The organism is Pseudomonas pisciculturae (assembly GCF_015461805.1).
GTDB lineage: Bacteria > Pseudomonadota > Gammaproteobacteria > Pseudomonadales > Pseudomonadaceae > Aquipseudomonas > Aquipseudomonas pisciculturae.
Window position 1 is genome coordinate 531,210 of record NZ_JACVZE010000001.1, and the last position, 20,824, is coordinate 552,033.

At 58.1% G+C, this 20,824-nt stretch carries 20 protein-coding genes; 11 read left to right on the top strand and 9 right to left on the bottom strand.

Translation table 11 applies throughout. The features are described from left to right. Positions 1–32 precede the first annotated feature (32 nt). Positions 33–1,250: an argininosuccinate synthase gene (locus tag ICY20_RS02365; RefSeq protein WP_049709749.1), complete on the top strand. Its 1,218-nt coding sequence runs from the start codon at positions 33–35 to the stop codon at positions 1,248–1,250. 620 nt (positions 1,251–1,870) lie between these two features. Next, the gene (locus ICY20_RS02370; protein WP_028619065.1) at positions 1,871–2,503 is read left to right on the top strand and encodes a response regulator transcription factor; all 633 of its coding nucleotides are present in this window, start codon (positions 1,871–1,873) and stop codon (positions 2,501–2,503) included. A gap of 85 nt (positions 2,504–2,588) precedes the next feature. On the opposite strand, the gene ICY20_RS02375 is transcribed toward ICY20_RS02370, so the two are convergent. The 4 genes from ICY20_RS02375 to metG form a co-directional block, all read right to left on the bottom strand. After that, positions 2,589–2,771: a PA3496 family putative envelope integrity protein gene (locus ICY20_RS02375; protein ID WP_159956747.1), complete on the bottom strand. Its 183-nt coding sequence runs from the start codon at positions 2,769–2,771 to the stop codon at positions 2,589–2,591. 107 nt (positions 2,772–2,878) lie between these two features. After that, positions 2,879–3,517, bottom strand: coding sequence for an endonuclease III (gene nth, locus ICY20_RS02380; protein WP_159956745.1), 639 nt, complete (start codon positions 3,515–3,517; stop codon positions 2,879–2,881). Then, positions 3,514–4,758, bottom strand: a complete 1,245-nt coding sequence (rsxB, locus tag ICY20_RS02385) for an electron transport complex subunit RsxB (RefSeq protein WP_228758303.1) — start codon at positions 4,756–4,758, stop codon at positions 3,514–3,516. The genes nth and rsxB overlap by 4 nt, the downstream gene beginning before the upstream one ends. 123 nt (positions 4,759–4,881) lie before the next feature. Further along, the gene (gene metG / locus ICY20_RS02390) at positions 4,882–6,933 is read right to left on the bottom strand and encodes a methionine--tRNA ligase (protein WP_159956741.1); all 2,052 of its coding nucleotides are present in this window, start codon (positions 6,931–6,933) and stop codon (positions 4,882–4,884) included. A 172-nt stretch (positions 6,934–7,105) separates the two neighbouring features. Here metG and apbC point away from each other — a divergent pair, with 172 nt between their 5' ends. Continuing rightward, the gene (gene apbC / locus ICY20_RS02395) at positions 7,106–8,200 is read left to right on the top strand and encodes an iron-sulfur cluster carrier protein ApbC (RefSeq protein ID WP_194936852.1); all 1,095 of its coding nucleotides are present in this window, start codon (positions 7,106–7,108) and stop codon (positions 8,198–8,200) included. Positions 8,201–8,639: 439 nt separating this feature from the next. Here apbC and fdxA read toward each other — a convergent pair whose 3' ends face one another. Together fdxA and mutS are read right to left on the bottom strand one after the other, a co-directional pair. Further along, the gene (fdxA, locus tag ICY20_RS02400) at positions 8,640–8,963 is read right to left on the bottom strand and encodes a ferredoxin FdxA (protein ID WP_078740980.1); all 324 of its coding nucleotides are present in this window, start codon (positions 8,961–8,963) and stop codon (positions 8,640–8,642) included. Between the two features lie 142 nt (positions 8,964–9,105). Next, positions 9,106–11,697 carry a DNA mismatch repair protein MutS gene (mutS, locus tag ICY20_RS02405; protein WP_194936853.1) on the bottom strand — a complete coding sequence of 864 codons (2,592 nt, stop codon included), beginning with the start codon at positions 11,695–11,697 and terminating at the stop codon, positions 9,106–9,108. 180 nt (positions 11,698–11,877) lie between these two features. Here mutS and ICY20_RS02410 point away from each other — a divergent pair, with 180 nt between their 5' ends. The 5 genes from ICY20_RS02410 to recX all read left to right on the top strand — a co-directional run bounded on the left by ICY20_RS02410 (position 11,878) and on the right by recX (position 15,527). Beyond that, positions 11,878–12,621, top strand: a complete 744-nt coding sequence (locus tag ICY20_RS02410) for a LexA family transcriptional regulator (RefSeq protein WP_194936854.1) — start codon at positions 11,878–11,880, stop codon at positions 12,619–12,621. 356 nt (positions 12,622–12,977) lie between these two features. Continuing rightward, entirely contained in the window at positions 12,978–13,310 is a 333-nt protein-coding gene (locus ICY20_RS02415; RefSeq protein ID WP_159956725.1) for a phage holin family protein, read from the top strand. Between the two features lie 98 nt (positions 13,311–13,408). Continuing rightward, on the top strand, positions 13,409–13,909 hold the full coding sequence (locus ICY20_RS02420) for a CinA family protein (RefSeq protein ID WP_194936855.1): 501 nt from the start codon (positions 13,409–13,411) through the stop codon (positions 13,907–13,909). An 83-nt stretch (positions 13,910–13,992) separates the two neighbouring features. After that, complete coding sequence (gene recA / locus ICY20_RS02425; RefSeq protein WP_003231359.1) at positions 13,993–15,051, top strand: recombinase RecA; 1,059 nt, start codon at positions 13,993–13,995, stop codon at positions 15,049–15,051. 8 nt (positions 15,052–15,059) lie between these two features. After that, positions 15,060–15,527 (top strand): recombination regulator RecX, encoded by a 468-nt coding sequence (gene recX, locus ICY20_RS02430; protein WP_159956721.1) that lies wholly within the window; start codon positions 15,060–15,062, stop codon positions 15,525–15,527. Between the two features lie 170 nt (positions 15,528–15,697). Here recX and ICY20_RS02435 read toward each other — a convergent pair whose 3' ends face one another. Next, positions 15,698–16,810: an LOG family protein gene (locus ICY20_RS02435; RefSeq protein WP_194936856.1), complete on the bottom strand. Its 1,113-nt coding sequence runs from the start codon at positions 16,808–16,810 to the stop codon at positions 15,698–15,700. Between the two features lie 284 nt (positions 16,811–17,094). Next, positions 17,095–17,535 (bottom strand): PA3611 family quorum-sensing-regulated virulence factor, encoded by a 441-nt coding sequence (locus ICY20_RS02440; RefSeq protein WP_159956717.1) that lies wholly within the window; start codon positions 17,533–17,535, stop codon positions 17,095–17,097. Positions 17,536–17,714: 179 nt separating this feature from the next. Here ICY20_RS02440 and ICY20_RS02445 point away from each other — a divergent pair, with 179 nt between their 5' ends. The 3 genes from ICY20_RS02445 (at position 17,715) to ICY20_RS02455 (ending at position 19,777) form a co-directional block, all read left to right on the top strand. Beyond that, on the top strand, positions 17,715–18,434 hold the full coding sequence (locus tag ICY20_RS02445) for a tRNA-uridine aminocarboxypropyltransferase (protein WP_159956715.1): 720 nt from the start codon (positions 17,715–17,717) through the stop codon (positions 18,432–18,434). Positions 18,435–18,686: 252 nt separating this feature from the next. Further along, positions 18,687–19,337, top strand: coding sequence for a response regulator transcription factor ErdR (erdR, locus tag ICY20_RS02450; protein WP_194936857.1), 651 nt, complete (start codon positions 18,687–18,689; stop codon positions 19,335–19,337). Between the two features lie 77 nt (positions 19,338–19,414). Then, entirely contained in the window at positions 19,415–19,777 is a 363-nt protein-coding gene (locus ICY20_RS02455; RefSeq protein WP_003172176.1) for a diacylglycerol kinase, read from the top strand. A 3-nt stretch (positions 19,778–19,780) separates the two neighbouring features. Here ICY20_RS02455 and ICY20_RS02460 read toward each other — a convergent pair whose 3' ends face one another. After that, positions 19,781–20,707, bottom strand: a complete 927-nt coding sequence (locus ICY20_RS02460) for a LysR family transcriptional regulator (protein WP_003189054.1) — start codon at positions 20,705–20,707, stop codon at positions 19,781–19,783. Positions 20,708–20,824: the final 117 nt, after the last annotated feature.

The following is a 20,824-nucleotide window of genomic DNA, read 5'->3' on the forward strand; positions in this document are numbered from 1 at the left end:
ACGCCTTTCCGTAAAACCCGTGGAGTGATGGCATGGCCGACGTAAACAAGGTCGTTCTCGCGTATTCCGGCGGCCTGGACACTTCGGTGATCCTCAAGTGGCTGCAGGATACTTATAACTGTGAAGTGGTGACCTTCACCGCTGACCTGGGTCAGGGCGAAGAGGTCGAACCTGCACGTGCCAAGGCGCAAGCCATGGGCGTGAAAGAGATCTACATTGACGACCTGCGCGAAGAATTCGTCCGCGATTTCGTTTTCCCGATGTTTCGCGCCAACACCGTCTACGAAGGCGAGTACCTGCTGGGTACTTCCATCGCACGTCCGCTGATCGCCAAGCGCTTGATCGAAATCGCCAACGAAACCGGCGCTGACGCCATTTCCCATGGCGCCACCGGCAAGGGCAACGACCAGGTACGTTTCGAACTGGGCGCCTACGCCCTCAAGCCTGGCGTGAAAGTGATTGCCCCTTGGCGTGAATGGGACCTGCTGTCCCGTGAAAAGCTGATGGATTACGCTGAAAAGCACGCGATCCCAATCGAGCGTCACGGCAAGAAGAAGTCCCCGTACTCGATGGATGCCAACTTGCTGCACATCTCCTATGAAGGCGGCGTGCTGGAAGATACTTGGACCGAGCACGAAGAAGACATGTGGAAATGGACCGTCTCCCCGGAGAACGCTCCAGACAAGGCGCAATACCTGGAACTGACCTACCGTAACGGCGACATCGTCGCGCTGGACGGCGTCGAAATGACCCCGGCCACCGTGCTGGCGACCCTGAACCGTATCGGTGGCGAACACGGTATCGGCCGTCTCGACATCGTCGAGAACCGTTACGTGGGCATGAAGTCCCGTGGCTGCTACGAGACCCCAGGCGGCACCATCATGCTGCGCGCTCACCGCGCCATCGAGTCCATCACCCTGGACCGTGAAGTCGCTCACCTCAAAGATGAGCTGATGCCTAAGTACGCCAGCCTGATCTACACCGGCTACTGGTGGAGCCCTGAGCGCCTGATGCTGCAACAGATGATCGACGCTTCCCAGGCCCACGTAAACGGCGTTGTGCGCCTGAAGCTGTACAAGGGCAACGTGATCGTTACTGGTCGCAAGTCTGATGATTCGCTATTCGACGCCAATATCGCCACCTTCGAAGAAGATGGCGGCGCCTATAACCAGGCGGACGCGGCAGGCTTTATCAAGTTGAACGCGTTGCGCATGCGCATTGCCGCCAACAAAGGTCGTTCGCTGTTCTAAGTATCAGCGCGTTGTGAAAAGTGGCCCCTTGTTCAAGGGGCCATTTTTTTTGCCTGTGAATTTATAAGGGGGGTGTTTATAACGGTTAAACATGTGTAGGTGCTTTCTGTCAGAAATAATCACGGTTGTGGTTTCTAGCGAGTTTTTATTAAAAACCTGCAGCGTTGGAATAATTTTTTACAGCTGTATAGGAACTAGTCTTACAGAAAATTCACTCATACGGGTACGGCAAATATATAAAACGCTGAATAGTCTGTAGGAATTAAGGATGTAAGTGGATATGTTTAATGGAACTAAAATCGCTGTGGTTTACCCATCTGGTTTCTCGCTCACAGGAAGGAGGCAAGGGGTGTTTCCTGATAGTTGTGTGCGGCACGTTCACCCAGCCCCTCATGCCTTAGGGATATTTCACTCAAAATATGTAAGCCTCCGGAAAGGTCTGAAAGGCTGCATAAAAATGAATACGCCAGAGTTGGTGTTTTTTTGTAGGGCAATTCTCTTATCTTTGTGGGGTGGGTCTCTGCTTGCTGTTGCTTGGGGGGGAATGCTATGCCAACTAGGAAACGACTAGGCTATTGTGCTTGCTCTAAATAATTCGAACAGCGAAATTGGACTTTCTCATGAATAAAGTGCTGATCGTGGATGATCATCCCGTCATTCGTCTTGCTGTGCGTATGCTAATGGAGCGTCATGGTTATGAGGTCGTTGCCGAGACCGATAACGGTGTCGATGCGTTGCAACTTGCACGGGAGCATATGCCGGACATTGTCATACTGGATATTGGGATTCCCAAACTTGATGGCCTGGAAGTTATTTGTCGGCTGTCATCCACTAAGCAGGCAGTGCCCTTCAAGGTGCTGGTGCTTACGTCCCAGGCCCCTGGCCACTTTTCCATGCGATGCATGCAGGCAGGGGCTGCCGGCTACGTATGCAAGCAACAGGACCTGACCGAGTTGCTGAGTGCAATCAAGGCCGTCTTGTCGGGCTACAGCTACTTCCCGAACCAAGCGTTGAACTCGGTACGCTCCACTATGGGCAATGCCAGCGAGGCCGATATGGTCGAGCGTCTGTCAGGTCGAGAAATGATGGTGTTACAGCAATTGGCTCGGGGCAGGACCAACAAGGAGATTGCCGACGGCATGTTCCTCAGCAACAAGACCGTCAGTACCTATAAGACACGCCTGCTGCTCAAGCTCAATGCCCGCTCTCTCGTGGACCTGATCGAGTTGGCCCAGCGTAACGGGTTGGTATAAAGGAGAGCGTTGCACGCCACATAGCCTGGTTCACCGGCAACAAAAAGCCTCCGTCAGGGAGGCTTCCGGTCGTCGACTGCTCGACTCAGAGGTCGAAGTCGTAATCGGCCAATCGTTTCTGCAGGCGTCGCTCTTCCAGAAGATTATCGATAGTGCGGCGTTTGCTCAGATTGGTCTTGGCAACCTCTGCCACAGGCGCTTCTGCCCCGTCATCGTCCGACTCGACGAGGTCGTCTTCCACATCCAATTGTTCTTTGCCAGTGCTCATAAGGTTCACTCCAGGCTAAGACTGCCGTTGGCGCTCCTTATAACGATAATCCATGAGCGGGTAAAAAAGATTTTTTCAATCGATACATCAAAAAAACCAATGACCCCTCAATCGTCGGAGGTCTTCTCCTTGTATTCGCACAGGTCTTCGATGCGGCAGCTGCCGCAGCGCGGCTTGCGGGCCTGACACACATAGCGACCATGCAGTATCAGCCAGTGATGAGAATCGAGCAGATACGGCTTGGGTACAAATTTCATCAATTGCTTTTCCACCTCAACCACGTTCTTCCCACGGGCGATGCCGGTGCGGTTGCTCACCCGAAAAATATGGGTGTCTACCGCCATCGTCAGTTGTCGAAATGCAGTGTTGAGTACCACGTTGGCGGTTTTGCGGCCTACGCCTGGCAGAGCCTCCAGGGCTTCACGCGTCTGCGGCACTTCGCTGTCATGCAGCTCTACCAACAGGCGGCACGTCTCGATGACGTTCTTGGCCTTGCTGTTGTACAAACCAATGGTCTTGATGTATTCCGACAACCCCTCTACACCAAGCGCATAGATGGCTTCTGGCGTGTTGGCCACGGGGTACAGCTTTGCTGTGGCCTTGTTTACGCCCACGTCGGTGGACTGGGCTGACAGAATCACAGCAATCAGCAACTCGAACGGCGTTGAGTAGGCCAGCTCGGTCTTGGGCTCAGGGTTGTCTTCGTGAAACCTGTGGAAGATTTCCAGGCGTTTCGCGGCGTTCATAGGGCTGATAGTTCCTTGCAGGCGTCCACCTGACGCTGTGCTTCTTCAAACTTGCGTTGAGCGGCATTCACTTCATCCGCGCTGACCCCTGATTGGCGTTGCAGCTTGCTCACATCGGCGCGAGCGTAGGCCAGGGCGGTCTTCAGTTGTCGCAGTTGGCTGTCGATGGGCCGCTTTTGTACGCGCTGTAAATCCGGTAGCGGCTGCTCGGAGATGGCTTCAACAGCATGCAGGGCTTGGTCGGCATCTGCCAGCGCGGCGCTCAACGTTGCCAATTGCTGTGGGGGCGCGTTCAGATCCTGAGCCTTTTTCAGTTCGGCGCGACGCAGGGCCAGTTGAATTTTTGCGCGCTTGAGCTCGGGGTCTTTGGTTGTCGTTGGCGTAGGTGGGTTGGTCGCTTCAACTGCGGCGAGTGTTTGCTCGGCGGCTTCGAACTGTTGTTGCAGGACGATCAGTTGCGACTGCTGCTCAAAGGTCGGGGGATGGCCGAACGCCTTTAACGATTTATGCAATTGGGCGCGGCTCATTGCAACGCTGATTTTGGCTTGCTTGATTGCCGAGTCGTTGGCCGCGTGATGGCCAGCTCGCTGTGGCACTTGCACAGGTGTCGAGCGCTTGGCGCGAGCAAGGCGTTCTGCCAGCTTGAGTTCTTCTTCCCGGAGCAAGCGTGCGTTACGTTGTTCGAACCGTCTTCGAGCACGGTCACGCTTGAGGCTGCGCTCACGATGCTCGTGATCAGTGCGTGCAAGCCCGCCCACGATTGGCAGTACGGTCGTCAGCGGGCGCATTTCAATGCAGTCTACAGGGCAAGGCGCTACACACAGGTCGCAGCCGGTGCACTCATCAATGATCACGGTGTGCATCAGCTTGGCGGCGCCTACGATCGCATCCACCGGGCAGGCCTGAATGCATTTGGTGCAACCGATGCATTCAGCTTCACGAATATAGGCGACCTGTGCAGGGGCTTCGCCGCGGGTGATATCCAGCTCCAGCACCGGCACGCTCAGCAAATGTGCCAGGCCAGCGATAGTCTCCTGCCCACCCGGCGGGCATTTGTTGATGGCTTCGCCTTTGGCGATACCTTCGGCGTAAGGCTTGCAGCCAGGGTGCCCGCATTTGCCACATTGGGTCTGCGGCAGCAGCGCGTCGATACGTTGGATGAGGTTCATGCTGGGATCATTGGCATGCCGATCGGTTAAGTAGACGGAGCCTGTTGTGGTGAGCGGGCTTGCCCCGCGCAGGGCTGCGAAGCGGCCTCAATAAGGCCGCCTCGATTTGTCAGGCAAACCGTAGTGTCTGGTTTCAGGGCCGCTTCGCAGCCCAGCGCGGGGCAAGCCCGCTCACCACACCACAGACCTTGCAGCTTACTTGATACGTTGGCCCGGTTTGGCGCCGCTGTCAGGGCTCAGCAGGTAGATCTCTTCGCCGCCAGGGCCGGCCGCCATCACCATGCCTTCAGAGATGCCGAACTTCATTTTCCGTGGCTTGAGGTTGGCGATCATCATGGTCAGGCGACCATCGAGCTTGGACGGGTCCGGATAAGCGCTCTTGATGCCCGAGAACACGTTGCGTTGCTCGTCACCGATATCCAGTGTCAGGCGCAGCAGCTTGTCGGCGCCTTCCACGGCTTCGGCCTTGATGATCAGTGCAACGCGCAGGTCCACGGCAGCAAAGGCATCGAAGTCGATTTCCGGGGAAAGCGGGTCCTTGGCCAACTCGCCATTGCCTGCCGGTTTCGATGTGCCGGTGTCGGTCTGGCTGGCGACCAGGTCTTCTTTCGAAGCGTCGGTCATGGCCTGCACTTTGACAGGGTCGATACGGGTCATCAGCGGCTTGAATTCATTCAGCTGATGGTTGCTGAGCAAGGTGGTGTGGTCATTCCAGGTCAGCGGCGCAACGTTGAGGAACGCCTCGGCATCGGCGGCCAGCAGTGGCAACACTGGCTTGAGGAAGATCACCAACTGGCGGAACAGGTTGACGCCCGTGGCGCAGATCGCCTGGACCTCAGCCTGCTTGCCTTCCTGCTTGTTCAGCGACCACGGTGCCTTGTCGGCGATCCAGGCATTGGCACGGTCGGCCAGGCCCATGATCTCGCGCATGGCGCGAGCAAAGTCGCGGGCTTCATAGGCGTCGGCGATGCTTGGCGCGGCTGCCAGGAAGGCGTCGGTCAGCTCCGGCGCGGCATTTTCGGCCACCAGTACACCGGCATTGCCCTTGTTGATAAAACCGGCGCAACGGCTGGCGATGTTGACGACTTTGCCCACCAGGTCCGAGTTGACCTTCTGTACGAAGTCTTCCAGGTTAAGGTCCAGGTCGTCGACGCCACGGCCCAGCTTGGAGGCGTAGTAGTAGCGCAGGTATTCCGGCGACAGGTGGTCCAGGTACGTGCGTGCCTTGATAAAGGTGCCGCGGGACTTGGACATCTTCTGGCCGTTGACCGTCAGGTAGCCGTGCACGGCAATGCCGGTCGGCTTGCGGTAGCCTGAGCCTTCAAGCATCGCTGGCCAGAACAGGGCGTGGAAGTTGACGATGTCCTTGCCGATGAAGTGGTACAGCTCGGCCGTGGAGTCTTTGTTCCAGAACGCGTCGAAGTCCAGTTCCGGCGTGCGATCGCACAGGTTCTTGAAGCTGGCCATGTAGCCGATAGGGGCATCCAGCCATACGTAGAAGTACTTGCCTGGCTCGCCTGGAATTTCGAAGCCGAAGTAGGGCGCATCGCGGGAGATGTCCCACTGTTGCAAGCCGGCATCCAGCCACTCGGCGATCTTGTTGGCCACGGCGTCTTGCAGGGTGCCGCTGCGCGTCCAGGTTTGCAGCATCTGCTGGAAGTCCGGGAGCTTGAAGAAGAAGTGCTGGGAGTCCTTGAGCACCGGAGTGGCGCCGGAGATTGCCGACTTCGGGTCTTTCAAGTCAGTGGGTGCGTAGGTCGCACCGCATTTTTCGCAGTTGTCGCCGTACTGGTCTTCGGTGCCGCATTTCGGGCAGGTGCCCTTGATGAAGCGGTCGGCCAGGAACATTTTCTTTTCCGGGTCGAAGTACTGGGTGATCGAACGCTGGTCGATGTGCCCGGCGTCCTTCAACCGCAGGTAGATCTGGCTCGACAACTCGCGGTTTTCTTCGGCGTGGGTCGAATGGAAATTGTCGAAGTCCACCAGGAACTCGGCAAAGTCGGCGCTGTGTTCAGCCTGCACATTGGCGATCAGTTGTTCCGGGGTGATGCCTTCCTTTTCGGCGCGCAACATGATGGCCGAGCCGTGGGCGTCGTCCGCGCAGACATAAATGCATTGATTGCCGCGATGCTTCTGGAAGCGCACCCACATATCGGTCTGGATGTACTCAAGCATATGGCCAAGATGGATGGAACCATTGGCATAGGGCAGGGCGCTGGTGACGAGGATCTTGCGTGGCTCGGACATGGGGCTCGGCTACTTGATGAAACGGAGGTCGGCCACTATAAAGCGCCGGCAAATATATTTCACCCCGTGGCGTTGTTTCAGCATCTTCCTCTCCTGCGAAAGCATGCCGTTGGCCGGCTGGAACGGTTAGGATAGCCGCCTGTTTCAGTCAGTCTTTTTTCGGGAGTAGCCCATGAGCGCCGTCAATCGCGCAGCGGTGGAAGCCGTTCTTCGCCAGTACACCGACCCCTATTTGAACCAGGACCCGGTCAGTGCCGGCTGTGTACGTGCCATCGAGGTCCAGGGTGACCAGGTGTCGGTCCAGCTGGAGCTGGGCTATGCCGCAGGTCTGTTCAAGAGTGGTTGGGCGCAAATGCTACAAATGGCCATCGAAGGCCTGGACGGCGTGCGTTCGGCCAAGGTCGATATCCAGTGCGTGATTGCCCCGCACAAGGCACAGGCACAGATCCCTGGCCTGGCCAACGTCAAGAACGTGGTCGCCGTGGCGTCCGGCAAGGGCGGCGTGGGTAAGTCCACTACCGCTGCCAACCTGGCCCTGGCGCTGGCCCGTGAAGGTGCGCGCGTCGGCATTCTCGACGCCGATATCTACGGCCCGAGCCAAGGGGTGATGTTTGGCATCGCTGAAGGCACGCGACCGAAGGTGAAGGATCAGAAGTGGTTCGTACCCATCGAGTCTCACGGCGTGGAAGTCATGTCCATGGCCTTCCTGACCGATGACAACACGCCAATGGTCTGGCGCGGCCCGATGGTCTCCGGGGCCCTGTTGCAGTTGGTCACGCAGACCGCCTGGGGCGACCTGGACTACCTGGTGATCGACATGCCGCCAGGCACCGGCGATATCCAATTGACCCTGGCGCAGAAAGTCCCGGTGGCCGGCTCGGTGATTGTCACCACGCCTCAAGACCTGGCGCTACTCGACGCGAAAAAAGGCGTGGAGATGTTCCGCAAGGTCAATATCCCGGTGCTGGGCGTCGTGGAAAACATGGCGGTGCACATCTGCTCCAACTGCGGCCACGCCGAGCACCTGTTCGGGGAGGGCGGTGGTGAAAAGCTCGCGACTCAATACGGTGTTGAATTATTGGCCTCGCTGCCGCTGTCGATGCTGATCCGCGAGCAAGCTGACGGTGGTAAACCGACGGTTATTGCCGAGCCGGACAGTCAGATTGCCATGATTTATCAGGAGCTGGCTCGGCATGTGGGCGCGCGGATTGTCCTGCAAGAAGCCACTGCGCCAGCGATGCCGACCATCACTGTGAGCGACGACTAAGTAAGAAAAGCTGCTGGTTACGCTTATTCGCAATTGCTGGTGTAAGCATTCACTTACTTTCCCGTAAGTGAATGGTTTTTTCAGCCTGCGTGGGCCGCTCGAAAGCGCGAGAGTGTTTTCTATCTGGTTGAAATATAACAAATATTTTTAGTTGCTTCAGATGCTCGGCCTGTCAGCGTTCAAGTCGCATCCCGTTGAACATCTTTTGGAACTCTCTAAGATCAGCCCTGTGTCCACGGATTGACACAGCCATCACGGAACGATGGTTTGAAGGAATATCGCAGGATGCGATTCATCAGGATGATGAAAAGGAATACAGGGACTAGGGAAAAAATGTGGGCGGGTCATACCGCCCCTTTTTTTTGCCTGCAGGAAAGTAAAACGCACCATCCAGAAACGCAAAAAGGCCCGCAAGGGGCCTTTTTGGATGGCGACGCTATCAGCGTTCGAGGTCTGCAATCTTACCTTTTTTGCCATCCCATTCCGCTGCCTCGGGCATCGGATCTTTACGCTCAGTGATGTTCGGCCAGATTTCCGCCAGCTCGACGTTCAACTGAATAAATTCCTGCATCTCTGCCGGGACTTCATCCTCGGAGAAAATGGCGACGGCCGGGCATTCTGGCTCACACAGGGCGCAGTCGATGCACTCATCCGGGTGAATGACCAGGAAGTTCGGGCCTTCGTAGAAGCAGTCCACCGGACATACTTCCACGCAGTCGGTGTACTTGCACTTGATGCAGTTGTCGGTGACGACGAAGGTCATTTCTAATTCTCTCCTCAGGCGGCGGCAGCGAAACCCTTTGTGGCAGGGCTCGCGAGGTTCGGGAGCGATAGTCTGCAGGCCAGGCTAAAAGCCAGCAGCATCCCAAACCGCGCGAGAGTCTACCAGTTTGCAAGGCTGAGCGTTATATCCGAACCTTCAGTGCATATAACATTTCGAGCGCTTTGCGCGGCGTCATGTCGTCCAGGTCAAGCTTCGCCAACGCCTCCAGCACCGGGTGGGGCAGGCTGGCGAACATGTCGCTTTGGTGCGGCGCAGCCGGTTTGCTTGAGGCTTTGGCAGGGCTGGCAACCACGGTTTCGTGGGGTAAGGCCGTGGTTTCCAGGCGGCTGAGGTGCTCGCGGGCGCGGGCGATGACTTCGCTCGGCACGCCAGCCAGTTGAGCCACGGCCAAACCGTAGCTCTGGCTGGCCGGCCCAGGCAGCACGTGGTGCAGGAACACAATGCGCTCGTTGTGCTCGGTGGCATTGAGATGCACGTTGGCCACCAGCGGCTCGCTTTCCGGCAGTACAGTCAATTCGAAATAGTGGGTTGCAAACAGCGTATAGGCGCGCAGGTGGGCCAAACGCTCGGCAGCCGCCCATGCCAGCGACAGGCCGTCGAAGGTGCTGGTGCCGCGACCCACTTCGTCCATCAGCACCAGGCTGCGCTCGGTGGCGTTGTGCAGGATGTTGGCGGTTTCGCTCATTTCCACCATAAAGGTCGAACGGCCACCGGCCAGGTCATCGCTGGAACCGATCCGGGTGAAAATGCGATCCACCAGCGATAGCTCGCAACTGGCCGCCGGTACAAAGCTACCGATATGGGCCAGCAGCACGATCAACGCCGTCTGGCGCATGTAGGTGGATTTACCGCCCATGTTCGGGCCGGTGATCACCAGCATGCGGGTATCGTCGTCCAGCGAGAGGTCGTTGGCGACGAATGGCGTCGTCAATACCTGCTCCACCACGGGGTGGCGCCCCTGCACGATGCGCATGCACGGCTCGCTCACAAAACGCGGGCAGTTCAGGTCAAGGTTCAGCGCACGTTCGGCGAGGTTGCTCAGCACATCCAGCTCTGCCAAGGCGGCAGCAGTGTCTTGCAGCGGCGCCAGTTGGCTGATCAGGTCTTCCAGCAGGGCCTCATAGAGCATCTTTTCCCGGGCCAGGGCGCGGCTCTTGGCCGACAACGCCTTGTCTTCGAACTCTTTTAGCTCTGGGGTGATAAAGCGCTCGGCGCCCTTGAGGGTCTGGCGGCGCTGGTAGTCGATAGGTGCCGACTCGGCTTGCTTGCTGGGCAGCTCGATAAAGTAGCCATGTACGCGGTTGTAGCCGACCTTCAGGTTGGCCAGGCCGGTACGGGCTTTTTCGCGGGCTTCCAGGTCAATCAGGAACTGCCCGGCGTTTTCGCTCAGGGATTGCAACTCGTCCAGTTCGCTGTCGTAACCGGTCTTCAGCACGCCGCCATCACGGATGATGGCGGGCGGGTTGTCGATGATGGCTTTTTCCAACAGCGCGGCCAGTTCCGGGTAGGTGCTGGCGATCACAGCGAGTTGTTGCAGGTGCGGTGTTTCCAGATCGGTCAACGCGGCTTGCAGCTGCGGCAGGGCACTGAGGGCATCGCGCAGGCGCGCCAGGTCGCGAGGCCGCGCATTACGCAGGCCGATCCGCGCCAGGATGCGCTCGATATCGCCGATTTCCTTCAACTGCGGCTGCAGCTTTTCAAAGCGATAACCGTCCAGCAAGCAGGTAATAGACGTCTGACGGGCTTGCAGCACGCTCAAATCCCGCAGCGGGCGGTTTAGCCAGCGGGTCAGCAGGCGGCTGCCCATGGCGGTCTGGCAGCGGTCGACCACCGATTGCAAGGTGTTATCGCGCCCACCGGCCAGGTTGGTGTCCAGCTCCAGGTTGCGACGGCTGGCGCCATCGAGCACCACGGTGTCGTCCAGGCGCTCATGCCGCAGGCTGCGCAAGTGCGGCAGGGCGGTGCGCTGGGTTTCCTTGGCATAGCTGAGCAGGCAACCGGCGGCGCCGATGGCCAGGGTCAGGGTTTCGCAGCCGAAGCCTTTCAGGTCTTGCACGGAGAACTGCTGGCACAGACTTTTCAGCGCCGAGTCACGCTCGAAATCCCACGGCGCGCGACGTTTGGTCCCACGACGTTTTTCTGCTGGCAGGTCTTTTGGCCAATCATCCGGTATCAACAGTTCCACCGGATTGATGCGCTCAAGTTCGGCCAGCAGGTTTTCCCAGCCCTTGATCTCCAGCACACTGAAGTTACCGCTGGTGATGTCCAGCACCGACAGCCCGAACAGGCGCTCGTCGCCCAACACCGCTGCAATCAGGTTATCGCGACGCTCATCCAGCAGTGCCTCATCACTCACCGTGCCCGGCGTGATAATGCGCACTACCTGCCGCTCAACCGGCCCCTTACTGGTGGCCGGGTCGCCGATCTGCTCGCAGATCACCACCGACTCGCCCAGCTTCACCAGCTTGACCAGGTAACCTTCCAACGAATGGTAAGGAATGCCACACATCGGGATCGACTGCCCCGCCGACTGGCCGCGTGCGGTCAGGGTGATGTCCAGCAGTTTGGCGGCCTTCTTCGCGTCTTCGTAGAAGATCTCGTAGAAGTCGCCCATGCGATAGAACATCAACTGGTCAGGGTGCTGGTTTTTCAAGCGCCAGTACTGCTGCATCATCGGGGTGTGGGAGGACAGATCGGAAGTGTTTTTACTCATCAGATAGTTAGCAAATTCGTTGAAAGGAGTGGGGCAAAGGTGGGGCACTTGGCCCTGCTGATTTTGCGATGGCGGCAAGGTTAACACGCAAGCTCAGCCATTCGCAGGCCCGGAAAAATGCGGCCGCGATGCATAATTCATGCAATTTGGCATTTGCCAAGCTCTACAGCCCGCGTCACTATGCGCGCTATGCAAAAACGCAACGTTTCTATCGTTTTAAGAGAGCTGCTGGACCGCGACCGGATCTCCCCCACGGAGCTTCACCGGCGTACCGGCGTGCCTCAATCCACACTGTCGCGGATTCTCAACGGCAAGATCGTTGATCCCTCGGACAGGCACATTTCTCGTATCGCCGAGTACTTCAGCCTCAGCACCGACCAACTGCGCGGGCGTGTGGCACTGGGTGTTTTGCGAGAAGATACCCGTGACCCGATGCATTCGGAACTCAAGGATATAAGCCTCTGGGATGACGACACCCCCGTCAATGACGACGAGGTGTCGATCCCTTTTCTGCGCGAGGTTGAATTGGCGGCTGGGTCAGGTCGATTCGTTATCGAAGAAAGCGAGAAGGCCAGCCTTCGCTTTGGCAAGCGCAGCCTGCGGCACAACGGGGTTCAGTTCGATCAGGCGAAGTGTGTGACGGTGCGCGGCAACAGTATGTTGCCCGTGCTGCGTGATGGCGCGACGGTGGGTGTGAACGCAGGCAAGAGCGGGATTGGCGATATCGTCGATGGCGACTTGTATGCCATCAATCACAATGGGCAATTGCGGGTAAAACAGCTCTATCGCCTGCCTTCCGGGATTCGCCTGCGCAGTTTTAATCGCGATGAGCACCCGGACGAAGACTACAGTTTCCAGGAAATCCAGGATGAGCAGATCAGCATCCTCGGTCATGTGTTCTGGTGGGGGATGTACGCTCGTTAACTCCAATACGTAAGGTAAAGCCCGCCAATACGCGGGCTTTTTTTTGTCCGTAAAAAGCCGCTAATCCCTCTGCCAGCAAGGCTAAAAATGCAATGGTGCATTCATTTGGTGGATAAAATGCATTTATGCATTGACTGTATATCCATACATGCATATTCTCCATCTCACACCAGCCAACAAGGCCTGGTGGAGGTGGCAAGGATGCCGCCGAGCAAAACAAGGAAGACATGCAATATCGGCAAGGACGCCATCAGAGCGATGGCAAGGACGTCAGTTACCAGCGGCAAGGACGCCGACGCTTTTTAGTTTCATTGCTTAACAGACAGTTAAGCCGCATTCACTCCAGGAGGTGCAGCATGGCGATTGATCAGCAAGTAGTAGCAGAGCTCCCCATTTGGTTGGTCATCTTGCTTGCACTGATTGGCGGCGTGTGCGGGGAAATGTGGCGCGCCGACAAGGAGGGCGCGCGTGGCTGGGCCTTGATTCGACGGCTGGCATTGCGTTCGGGTGCGTGCATGGTCTGCGGGGTTTCGGCGGTGATGTTGTTGTATGCCGCCGGGCTGTCGGCGTGGACGGCAGCAGCAATCGGTTGCATGACTGCCATGGCGGGTGCTGATGCGGCCATCGGGCTTTATGAGCGCTGGTCTGCCAAGCGGATTGGGGTCAACGAGCCGCAGGATCGTCCTTGATGCTTGGGCGTGCAAACACTTTGAATCTTCCCGCCGCTTGCACGTGCGATTGGCTCCTGTAGGGTGGGCAAATTCCCCGCCCACCTCCGGAGACTACCGTGAAGGAAATCACTCAACTGGCTGCCGAATTGGGGCGCCGTCTACAGGTGCTCAATGCCCATGTCACCACCGCCGAGTCCTGCACCGGTGGCGGTATTGCGGAAGCCATTACGCGAATCCCGGGGAGCTCGGCGTGGTTCGAGGCGGGTTATGTCACCTATTCCAATCGACAGAAGACCCGGCAATTGAATGTGCCGGAAACCTTGTTTCCCAAAGTCGGGGCTGTCAGCCAGGAAGTGGTGGAGGCGATGGTCCGCGGAGCCCAGGAAAAAAGCCTGGCGCGATTCGCCGTGGCGGTCAGCGGTGTGGCGGGCCCGGATGGTGGTTCGCCGGACAAACCGGTCGGCACCGTATGGCTGGCCTTCGGTGTTGGCGAGGAGGTGACCGCCGAGCTCCAGCACTTCACCGGTAACCGCGACGAGGTCCGCCGACAAACGGTAAAGGCCGCCCTAGAGGGCTTGTTGCGACGAGCTGCAGTAGAAATAGAAAATCAGGGGTAGGCGATTTCAGATCTTTGTGGAACAATACTGTCTACTTATACAGGTGTTGGCCGTCAGGCCTTATTGATTACGTGAGGACTTTAATGGACGACAACAAGAAGAAAGCCTTGGCTGCGGCCCTGGGTCAGATCGAACGTCAATTCGGCAAGGGTGCCGTAATGCGTATGGGCGATCACGACCGTCAGGCGATCCCGGCTATTTCCACTGGCTCTCTGGGTCTGGACATTGCGCTCGGCATTGGCGGCCTGCCAAAAGGCCGTATCGTTGAAATCTACGGTCCTGAATCTTCCGGTAAAACCACCCTGACCCTGTCGGTGATTGCCCAAGCGCAAAAAATGGGCGCTACCTGTGCGTTCGTCGATGCCGAGCACGCCCTGGACCCTGAATACGCTGGCAAGCTGGGCGTCAACGTTGACGACCTGCTGGTTTCCCAGCCGGACACAGGTGAGCAAGCCCTCGAAATCACCGACATGCTGGTGCGCTCCAACGCCATCGACGTGATCGTGGTCGACTCCGTGGCAGCCTTGGTGCCGAAAGCTGAAATCGAAGGCGAAATGGGTGACATGCATGTGGGCCTGCAAGCCCGTCTGATGTCCCAGGCACTGCGTAAAATCACCGGTAACATCAAGAACGCCAACTGCTTGGTGATCTTCATCAACCAGATCCGTATGAAGATCGGCGTGATGTTCGGCAGCCCGGAAACCACCACCGGTGGTAACGCGTTGAAGTTCTACGCTTCGGTCCGTCTGGACATCCGTCGCACTGGCGCGGTGAAGGAAGGTGATGAGGTTGTCGGTAGCGAAACCCGCGTCAAAGTCGTGAAAAACAAAGTGGCCCCGCCTTTCCGTCAGGCTGAGTTCCAGATTCTTTACGGTAAGGGCATCTACCTGAACGGTGAGATGATCGACTTGGGCGTACTGCACGGTTTCGTCGAGAAGTCCGGCGCCTGGTATGCCTACAACGGCAGCAAGATCGGCCAAGGCAAGGCTAACTCGGCCAAGTTCCTGGCTGAGAACCCGGATATCGCCGCCACGCTTGAGAAGCAGATCCGCGACAAGCTGCTGACTGCAGCGCCAGACGTGAAAGCGGCTGCCAATCGTGAGCCTGTTGAAGAAGTAGAAGAAGCCGACACTGACATCTGATATTAACGATGACAGTTGTGCTGGATACACTCGTCGCCGTTCGGCGCACTGCTATGGACCTGCTCGCTCGCCGCGAGCACGGTCGAGTCGAGCTGACGCGTAAACTGCGTCAGCGCGGCGCAGAGCCCGAGATGATCGACACCGCTCTCGACCGTTTGACGGAAGAAGGGCTGTTGTCGGAGGCCCGATACCTCGAAAGTTTTGTCTCCTACCGAGCCCGTTCTGGCTACGGCCCGGCGCGAATTCGCGAAGAGCTGAGCCAGCGCGGCTTGCAACGTGCTGATATCGATCTTGCCCTGCGTGAATGCGGTATTAGCTGGCAGTCGCAGTTGGAAGATACCTGGCGTCGCAAGTTCTCTGGCCATCTGCCCATTGATGCCCGGGAGCGAGCAAAACAAGGGCGCTTCCTGAGCTATCGTGGTTTTTCTATGGAGATGATCAGCCGCTTGTTGAGCGGTCGAGACATGGACGACTGAGATCCAGGGCAACTTGGTTATGTCGAGCAGGTTTGCCGTGGTTAGCAGGCTTGCTGTGGTGAGCGGGCTTGCCCCGCGCTGGGCTGCGCAGCAGCCCCCACCTGCTTCAGACAGCCCCCGCAAAAAAGGCTCGCTATGAAAATAGCGGGCCTTTTTTTGCGCTCAAAGTATCAAGCCGGCTCCGGTGCTACCCGTTGTTGTGCCTTGCCCTGAGCCTGCGCCCAGTTCTCGGGTAAGTTGATGTAATCCACCAATTCTCGCAACCGGCCCTGATCGCGCCCGTTAAAGTTGAACACCAGCCGCGTCAAATGGCTGAACTTCGGTTCGTCATGCTCCTCACCCGTATAGGCAAGCTGCTGGAAGTCCCCGCTCAGACGCAGGCTGGCAAACTCATTTTGCAAGTGAGTCAACGCTCGATCACTGAGTGGGTGATGCATGCGCACTACAAATTCGCGTTTCAGCCAACGTGTGGAGTGGAAGTTGGCATAGAACCTGTTGATCTCGTCCACCGCCTCGTCAGCGCTGTAGACCAGCCGCACCAGCTTGAGATCGGTAGGCAGGATGTAGCGATTGGCTTCCAGTTGGCTACGGATAAAGTCCAAGGCGCCTTGCCAGAAACCACCCCCCGGCGCGTCCAGTAGTACCACGGGTACCAGGGGGCTCTTACCGGTCTGGATCAAGGTCAGCACTTCCAGTGCCTCGTCCAGTGTGCCGAAGCCGCCAGGGCACAGTACCAGTGCATCGGCCTCCTTGACGAAGAACAGTTTGCGCGTGAAAAAAAAGTGGAAAGACAGCAGATTGTCGGTGCCATCGATGGTGGGGTTGGCATGCTGTTCGAACGGCAGGGTAATGTTGAACCCCAAGCTGTGCTCCAACCCGGCACCCTCGTGTGCCGCTGCCATGATGCCGCCACCGCCGCCGGTAATCACCATCAGGTCTGATCGCGCGAGCAGCGCGCCAACTTCCCGAGCCAAGGCATAGAGCGGGCTTTCAATAGGCGTGCGCGCTGAGCCAAATACGGTGACCTTGCGACGCCCCTTGAATTGCTCCAGCACGCGGAAGGCGTTGTCCAGCTCTCGGATGGCTTGCAGGGTGATCTTGGCGTTCCAGCGGTCGCGGTCATCCTGGGCCATGCGCAGCACGGTGAGAATCATGTCGCGATACAGGGGGATATTCTTGCTGTTGGGGGCGATCAGCTGAAGTTGCGCCTCGACTTGCTGCGTGAGGTCGGCCCCGTTCTCTTTAAAATGTTGGAGCAGGCGGTCATTCGGTTCGTAAGGCATTCAACGTCTCCTTCTTGCAGGGCCCGGGTGGCCGACGAGCCATTCGCCGGAGGCTACGACACTGCATGTGTCGCTGCTTGCCGCAGGGGGCAACCTTCTTTTGCCCTGAAAATATGACAGAACAGCGTGGGAAGCGCTGTAAGTGAAAGGTCGGGATGACTTGATCATGGGCTGGAAAACCCTTGTCTGGCAACCACTTGTTGAGCTGGAGTTTAGTCGTTTTAGAGGAAGGTAACGCGAGGGAGGTGCGCACCACCGGACGGCAGTGCGTGAGGGTAACGTTCTTACTTTTTCTTCTTCGCCGCAGCCGGTGCAGGGCAATCGGCTTCAACGAATTTCACCGAGGCGACAGGACGGTTTGTCTTGTTCTCAGTGATCTCATAGCGCATCACTGCGCCCTTGGCCATAAGCTCGCGGTAGCCCTTGTTCAAACACACACTTTGACCCAGCTGGAAATACACAGCCTTGGGGTTCGCACGCATCTGCTCGGCGCGATCCGGCATGACGCTCAGGTGGTCGATCAACTGCATGCCTTCAACGGTATAGGCGACTTCCAGGGTCTTTTCGTCGATTTCCCGGGGTAAGTCTTTGTTGCTTTCTGCCGCGACGCTTTGCAGTTTCCTGTTCATTTGGGCCTCCAGCAGCGAGGCCGCCTGGGCGCCCACGGGCACTACCAGCGCTAGGGCGATGGATGGGGCGGCAAGACGCAGCATGGAACGCAGCATGAAACTCTCCTGATTCGGTTACTGGTGCATAGACCAGCCACTGCGCTGTGCGTTCAGTGGCGCGCAATTATAGGTGACGCCTTGCCACTACAGCCAGGCGTATCGCTGGTAAACTGCGGCCACTTAAGCCTTCCACGAGTTTTCACCGTGTCGATTTACCCGCACCCACGGCGCATCCTATGAGCCACGCCGTCTCCCGCCTGCGCACTCAGCGCCTGGCCCGCGCCGTCCGGCCGTTCCTCAATCGGGGTTCCCGCGCCGAACGCTGTACCGGTTGCCGAGTGATCCCCGAATACTGTCTGTGCGCGTGGCGCCCGAAGGTCGAGGCCCGCTCCGCCATGTGCCTGTTGATGCACGATGTCGAGCCGATGAAACCCAGCAACACCGGCTGGCTGATCGCGGACGTGATCGATGACACCACAGCATTCGCTTGGTCTCGCACCGAAGTCGACCCTGACCTGCTCACCTTGTTGGCCGACCCGCAGTGGCAGCCCTATATCGTGTTCCCTGGTGAATTCGTCACGCCCGAACGGGTGGTCAGCGAAGTGACGGTAAGCGAGGGCAAGCGCCCGCTGTTCATCCTGCTCGACGGCACATGGAGCGAAGCACGCAAGATGTTCCGCAAGAGCCCGTACCTGGAGCATTTGCCGGTACTGAGCCTGGCGCCCGAGCAACTGTCGCGCTACAAGCTGCGCCGCTCCAAGCGTGATGATCATTTCTGCACGGCCGAAGTCGCCGCCCTGTGCCTGGAGTTGGCCGATGACACCACCGCCAGCGAAGTCCTGGACGCCTACCTCGATGTGTTCAGTACGCATTATTTGGCGGCCAAGTTCCAATTACCCCTGGCCCCGACAGACAGCGTCCATACTCGTCTTGCGCCCTATATCCCGGCGGTATAGCCAGACGACGTTTGCATGATGGCACCGCAAACCCGCAACCCGCTAAAATGCCCGCAGGCGTAGTGCTTGACCCCCCAGGCTACGCTGGGCATTCTGGGCGCCGATTAGGGCGCAACCGTGATTTTTCGACGTCGTTTGCAGTGCGTTTGACGTTGAGCGTGCCCACGGGTGATAGCTGCCTGGCTATTACCTTGTGTACTGGCGAACCCTGAACCCATCAGGGCTCCCATAAAAAACAGGATCATTTAATCAATGGCCACATACGAAATCCTGATAGCCGATGACCACCCGCTGTTTCGCAGCGCCCTGCACCAAGCAGTGACGCTGGGCCTTGGCCCGGACGTGCGCCTGGTCGAAGTGGCCAGCATCGCCGAGCTGGAAGCCCGCCTCACCGAAAAATCCGACTGGGACCTGGTGCTGCTCGACCTGAACATGCCCGGCGCCTATGGTTTTTCGGGGCTGGTGCTGTTGCGCGGGCAATACCCGCAGATTCCCGTGGTGATGGTCTCGGCCCAGGAAGAAGCCGACGTGGTGGTGCGCTCCAAGGAGTTTGGCGCCAGCGGGTTCATCCCAAAATCCAGCGCCATGGAAGATATTCAGAACGCTGTGCGCACCGTGCTTGATGGCGATGTGTCCTGGCCGCCGCAGGCGTTTGAAGAAATCAACGTCTCCGACGAAGCCAAGGCTGCACGTGATGGCCTGGCCAGCCTGACGCCGCAGCAGTTCCGCGTTTTGACCATGGTCTGCGAAGGCTTGCTGAACAAGCAGATTGCCTATGAGCTGAGTGTGTCGGAAGCGACCATCAAGGCCCACGTGACGGCGATCTTCCGCAAGCTGGGCGTACGCACTCGCACCCAGGCTGCGCTGCTGTTGCAACAACTTGAGTCAATTTCACAGCACTAAGATGGAACCGATTCACGCTTTTTTGACTTTGCGTGATCTAGTTTCCCCCCACTCCTTCAGTTCAGTTGCCTACTTCTATGTCGCCTTTCAAGGGTCAAACCGGTATCAAGCGTATCTTCAATGCGGGAGGCTATTCCCTGGACGGCCTGCGTGCGGCTTTCACCGGCGAGGCGGCGTTTCGTCAGTTGGTGTTGCTCAACGTTATCTTGATCCCGCTGAGCTTTTTCCTGAACGTCAGCCGGGTCGAGCGTGCGCTGCTGATCGCGGTGTGCTTGCTGGCCCTGATCGTCGAGTTGCTCAACTCGGCGGTGGAGGCCGCTATCGACCGGATTTCCCTGGATCGCCACCCGCTGTCCAAGAATGCCAAGGACATGGGCAGCGCCGCGCAATTCGTGGCACTGACCATGATTACCCTGGTGTGGGCCGTCATCCTGATCTAAGCCTCAGGCAATGCTCGGCAGCACGATCTCGTCGCTGCGCTGAACCCCGGCGGTAAACGCGCGGCACAGCTCCAGAAACTCGCGCATCGCCGAGGTCTGGTACTTCTGTTTATGCCAGATGAAGTAGAACTGCCGGGCCAGGTCCAGGTCTGGCGTTTCAACCGGCACCAGGCTGCCACGGCGGAACGCATCGCGCAGTGCCAGCCGGGAAATGCAGCCGATCCCCAATCCCGATTCCACTGCCCGCTTGATCGCCTCGGTGTGTTCCAGCTCCAGGCGGATGTTCAGCGCGCTGCGGTGATGGCGCATGGCTTGATCAAACGTCAGGCGCGTGCCCGAGCCCTGTTCCCGTAAAATCCACGCCTCATGGGTCAACTCATCCATCGTCGCCACCCCGCGCTTGGCCAGGTGATGTTGCGGCGCGCAAAACACCACCAGCTCATCCTCGACCCAGGTTTGCACCTCGATATCCGGGTGGCTGCAGTCGCCTTCGATTAGACCCAGGTCAATTTCGTAGTGCGCTACCTGGTGCACGATATGCGCAGTGTTCTGCACATGCAGCTTCACCTGGCTCTCGGGATGCTGTTGCATAAAGCTGCCGATCAGCAGGGTGGCCAGGTAATTGCCGATGGTCAGGGTGGCACCGACCGCCAGGGAACCGAAGCCGGACTTGCCGTTGAGCAGGTCCTCGATCTCCTTGGCCTGATCCAGCAGCGCCACTGCCTGCGGTAAGAGCTGATGACCGAGCGCGTTGAGGCTCAGCCGTTTACCGGCGCGGTCGAATAATTGGCAGCTGGATTGACGCTCCAGCTCGGTGATCGAGGTGCTGGCGGCGGATTGAGATAAGGCCAGAAGGCCAGCAGCGCGGGAAACGCTTTCCTGCTGGGCGACGGCGACGAAGACTTGCAGTTGACGGAGAGTAAATCGCATATCGATATAACCGATAACCCTTATCTTAATAATCCAGTTAACAGATATTGTCGCCGCGATTAGAATGCGGTGCAATTGCGCGCCTCAATACTGCGCAGACCCATTTCCAGGAGTTCC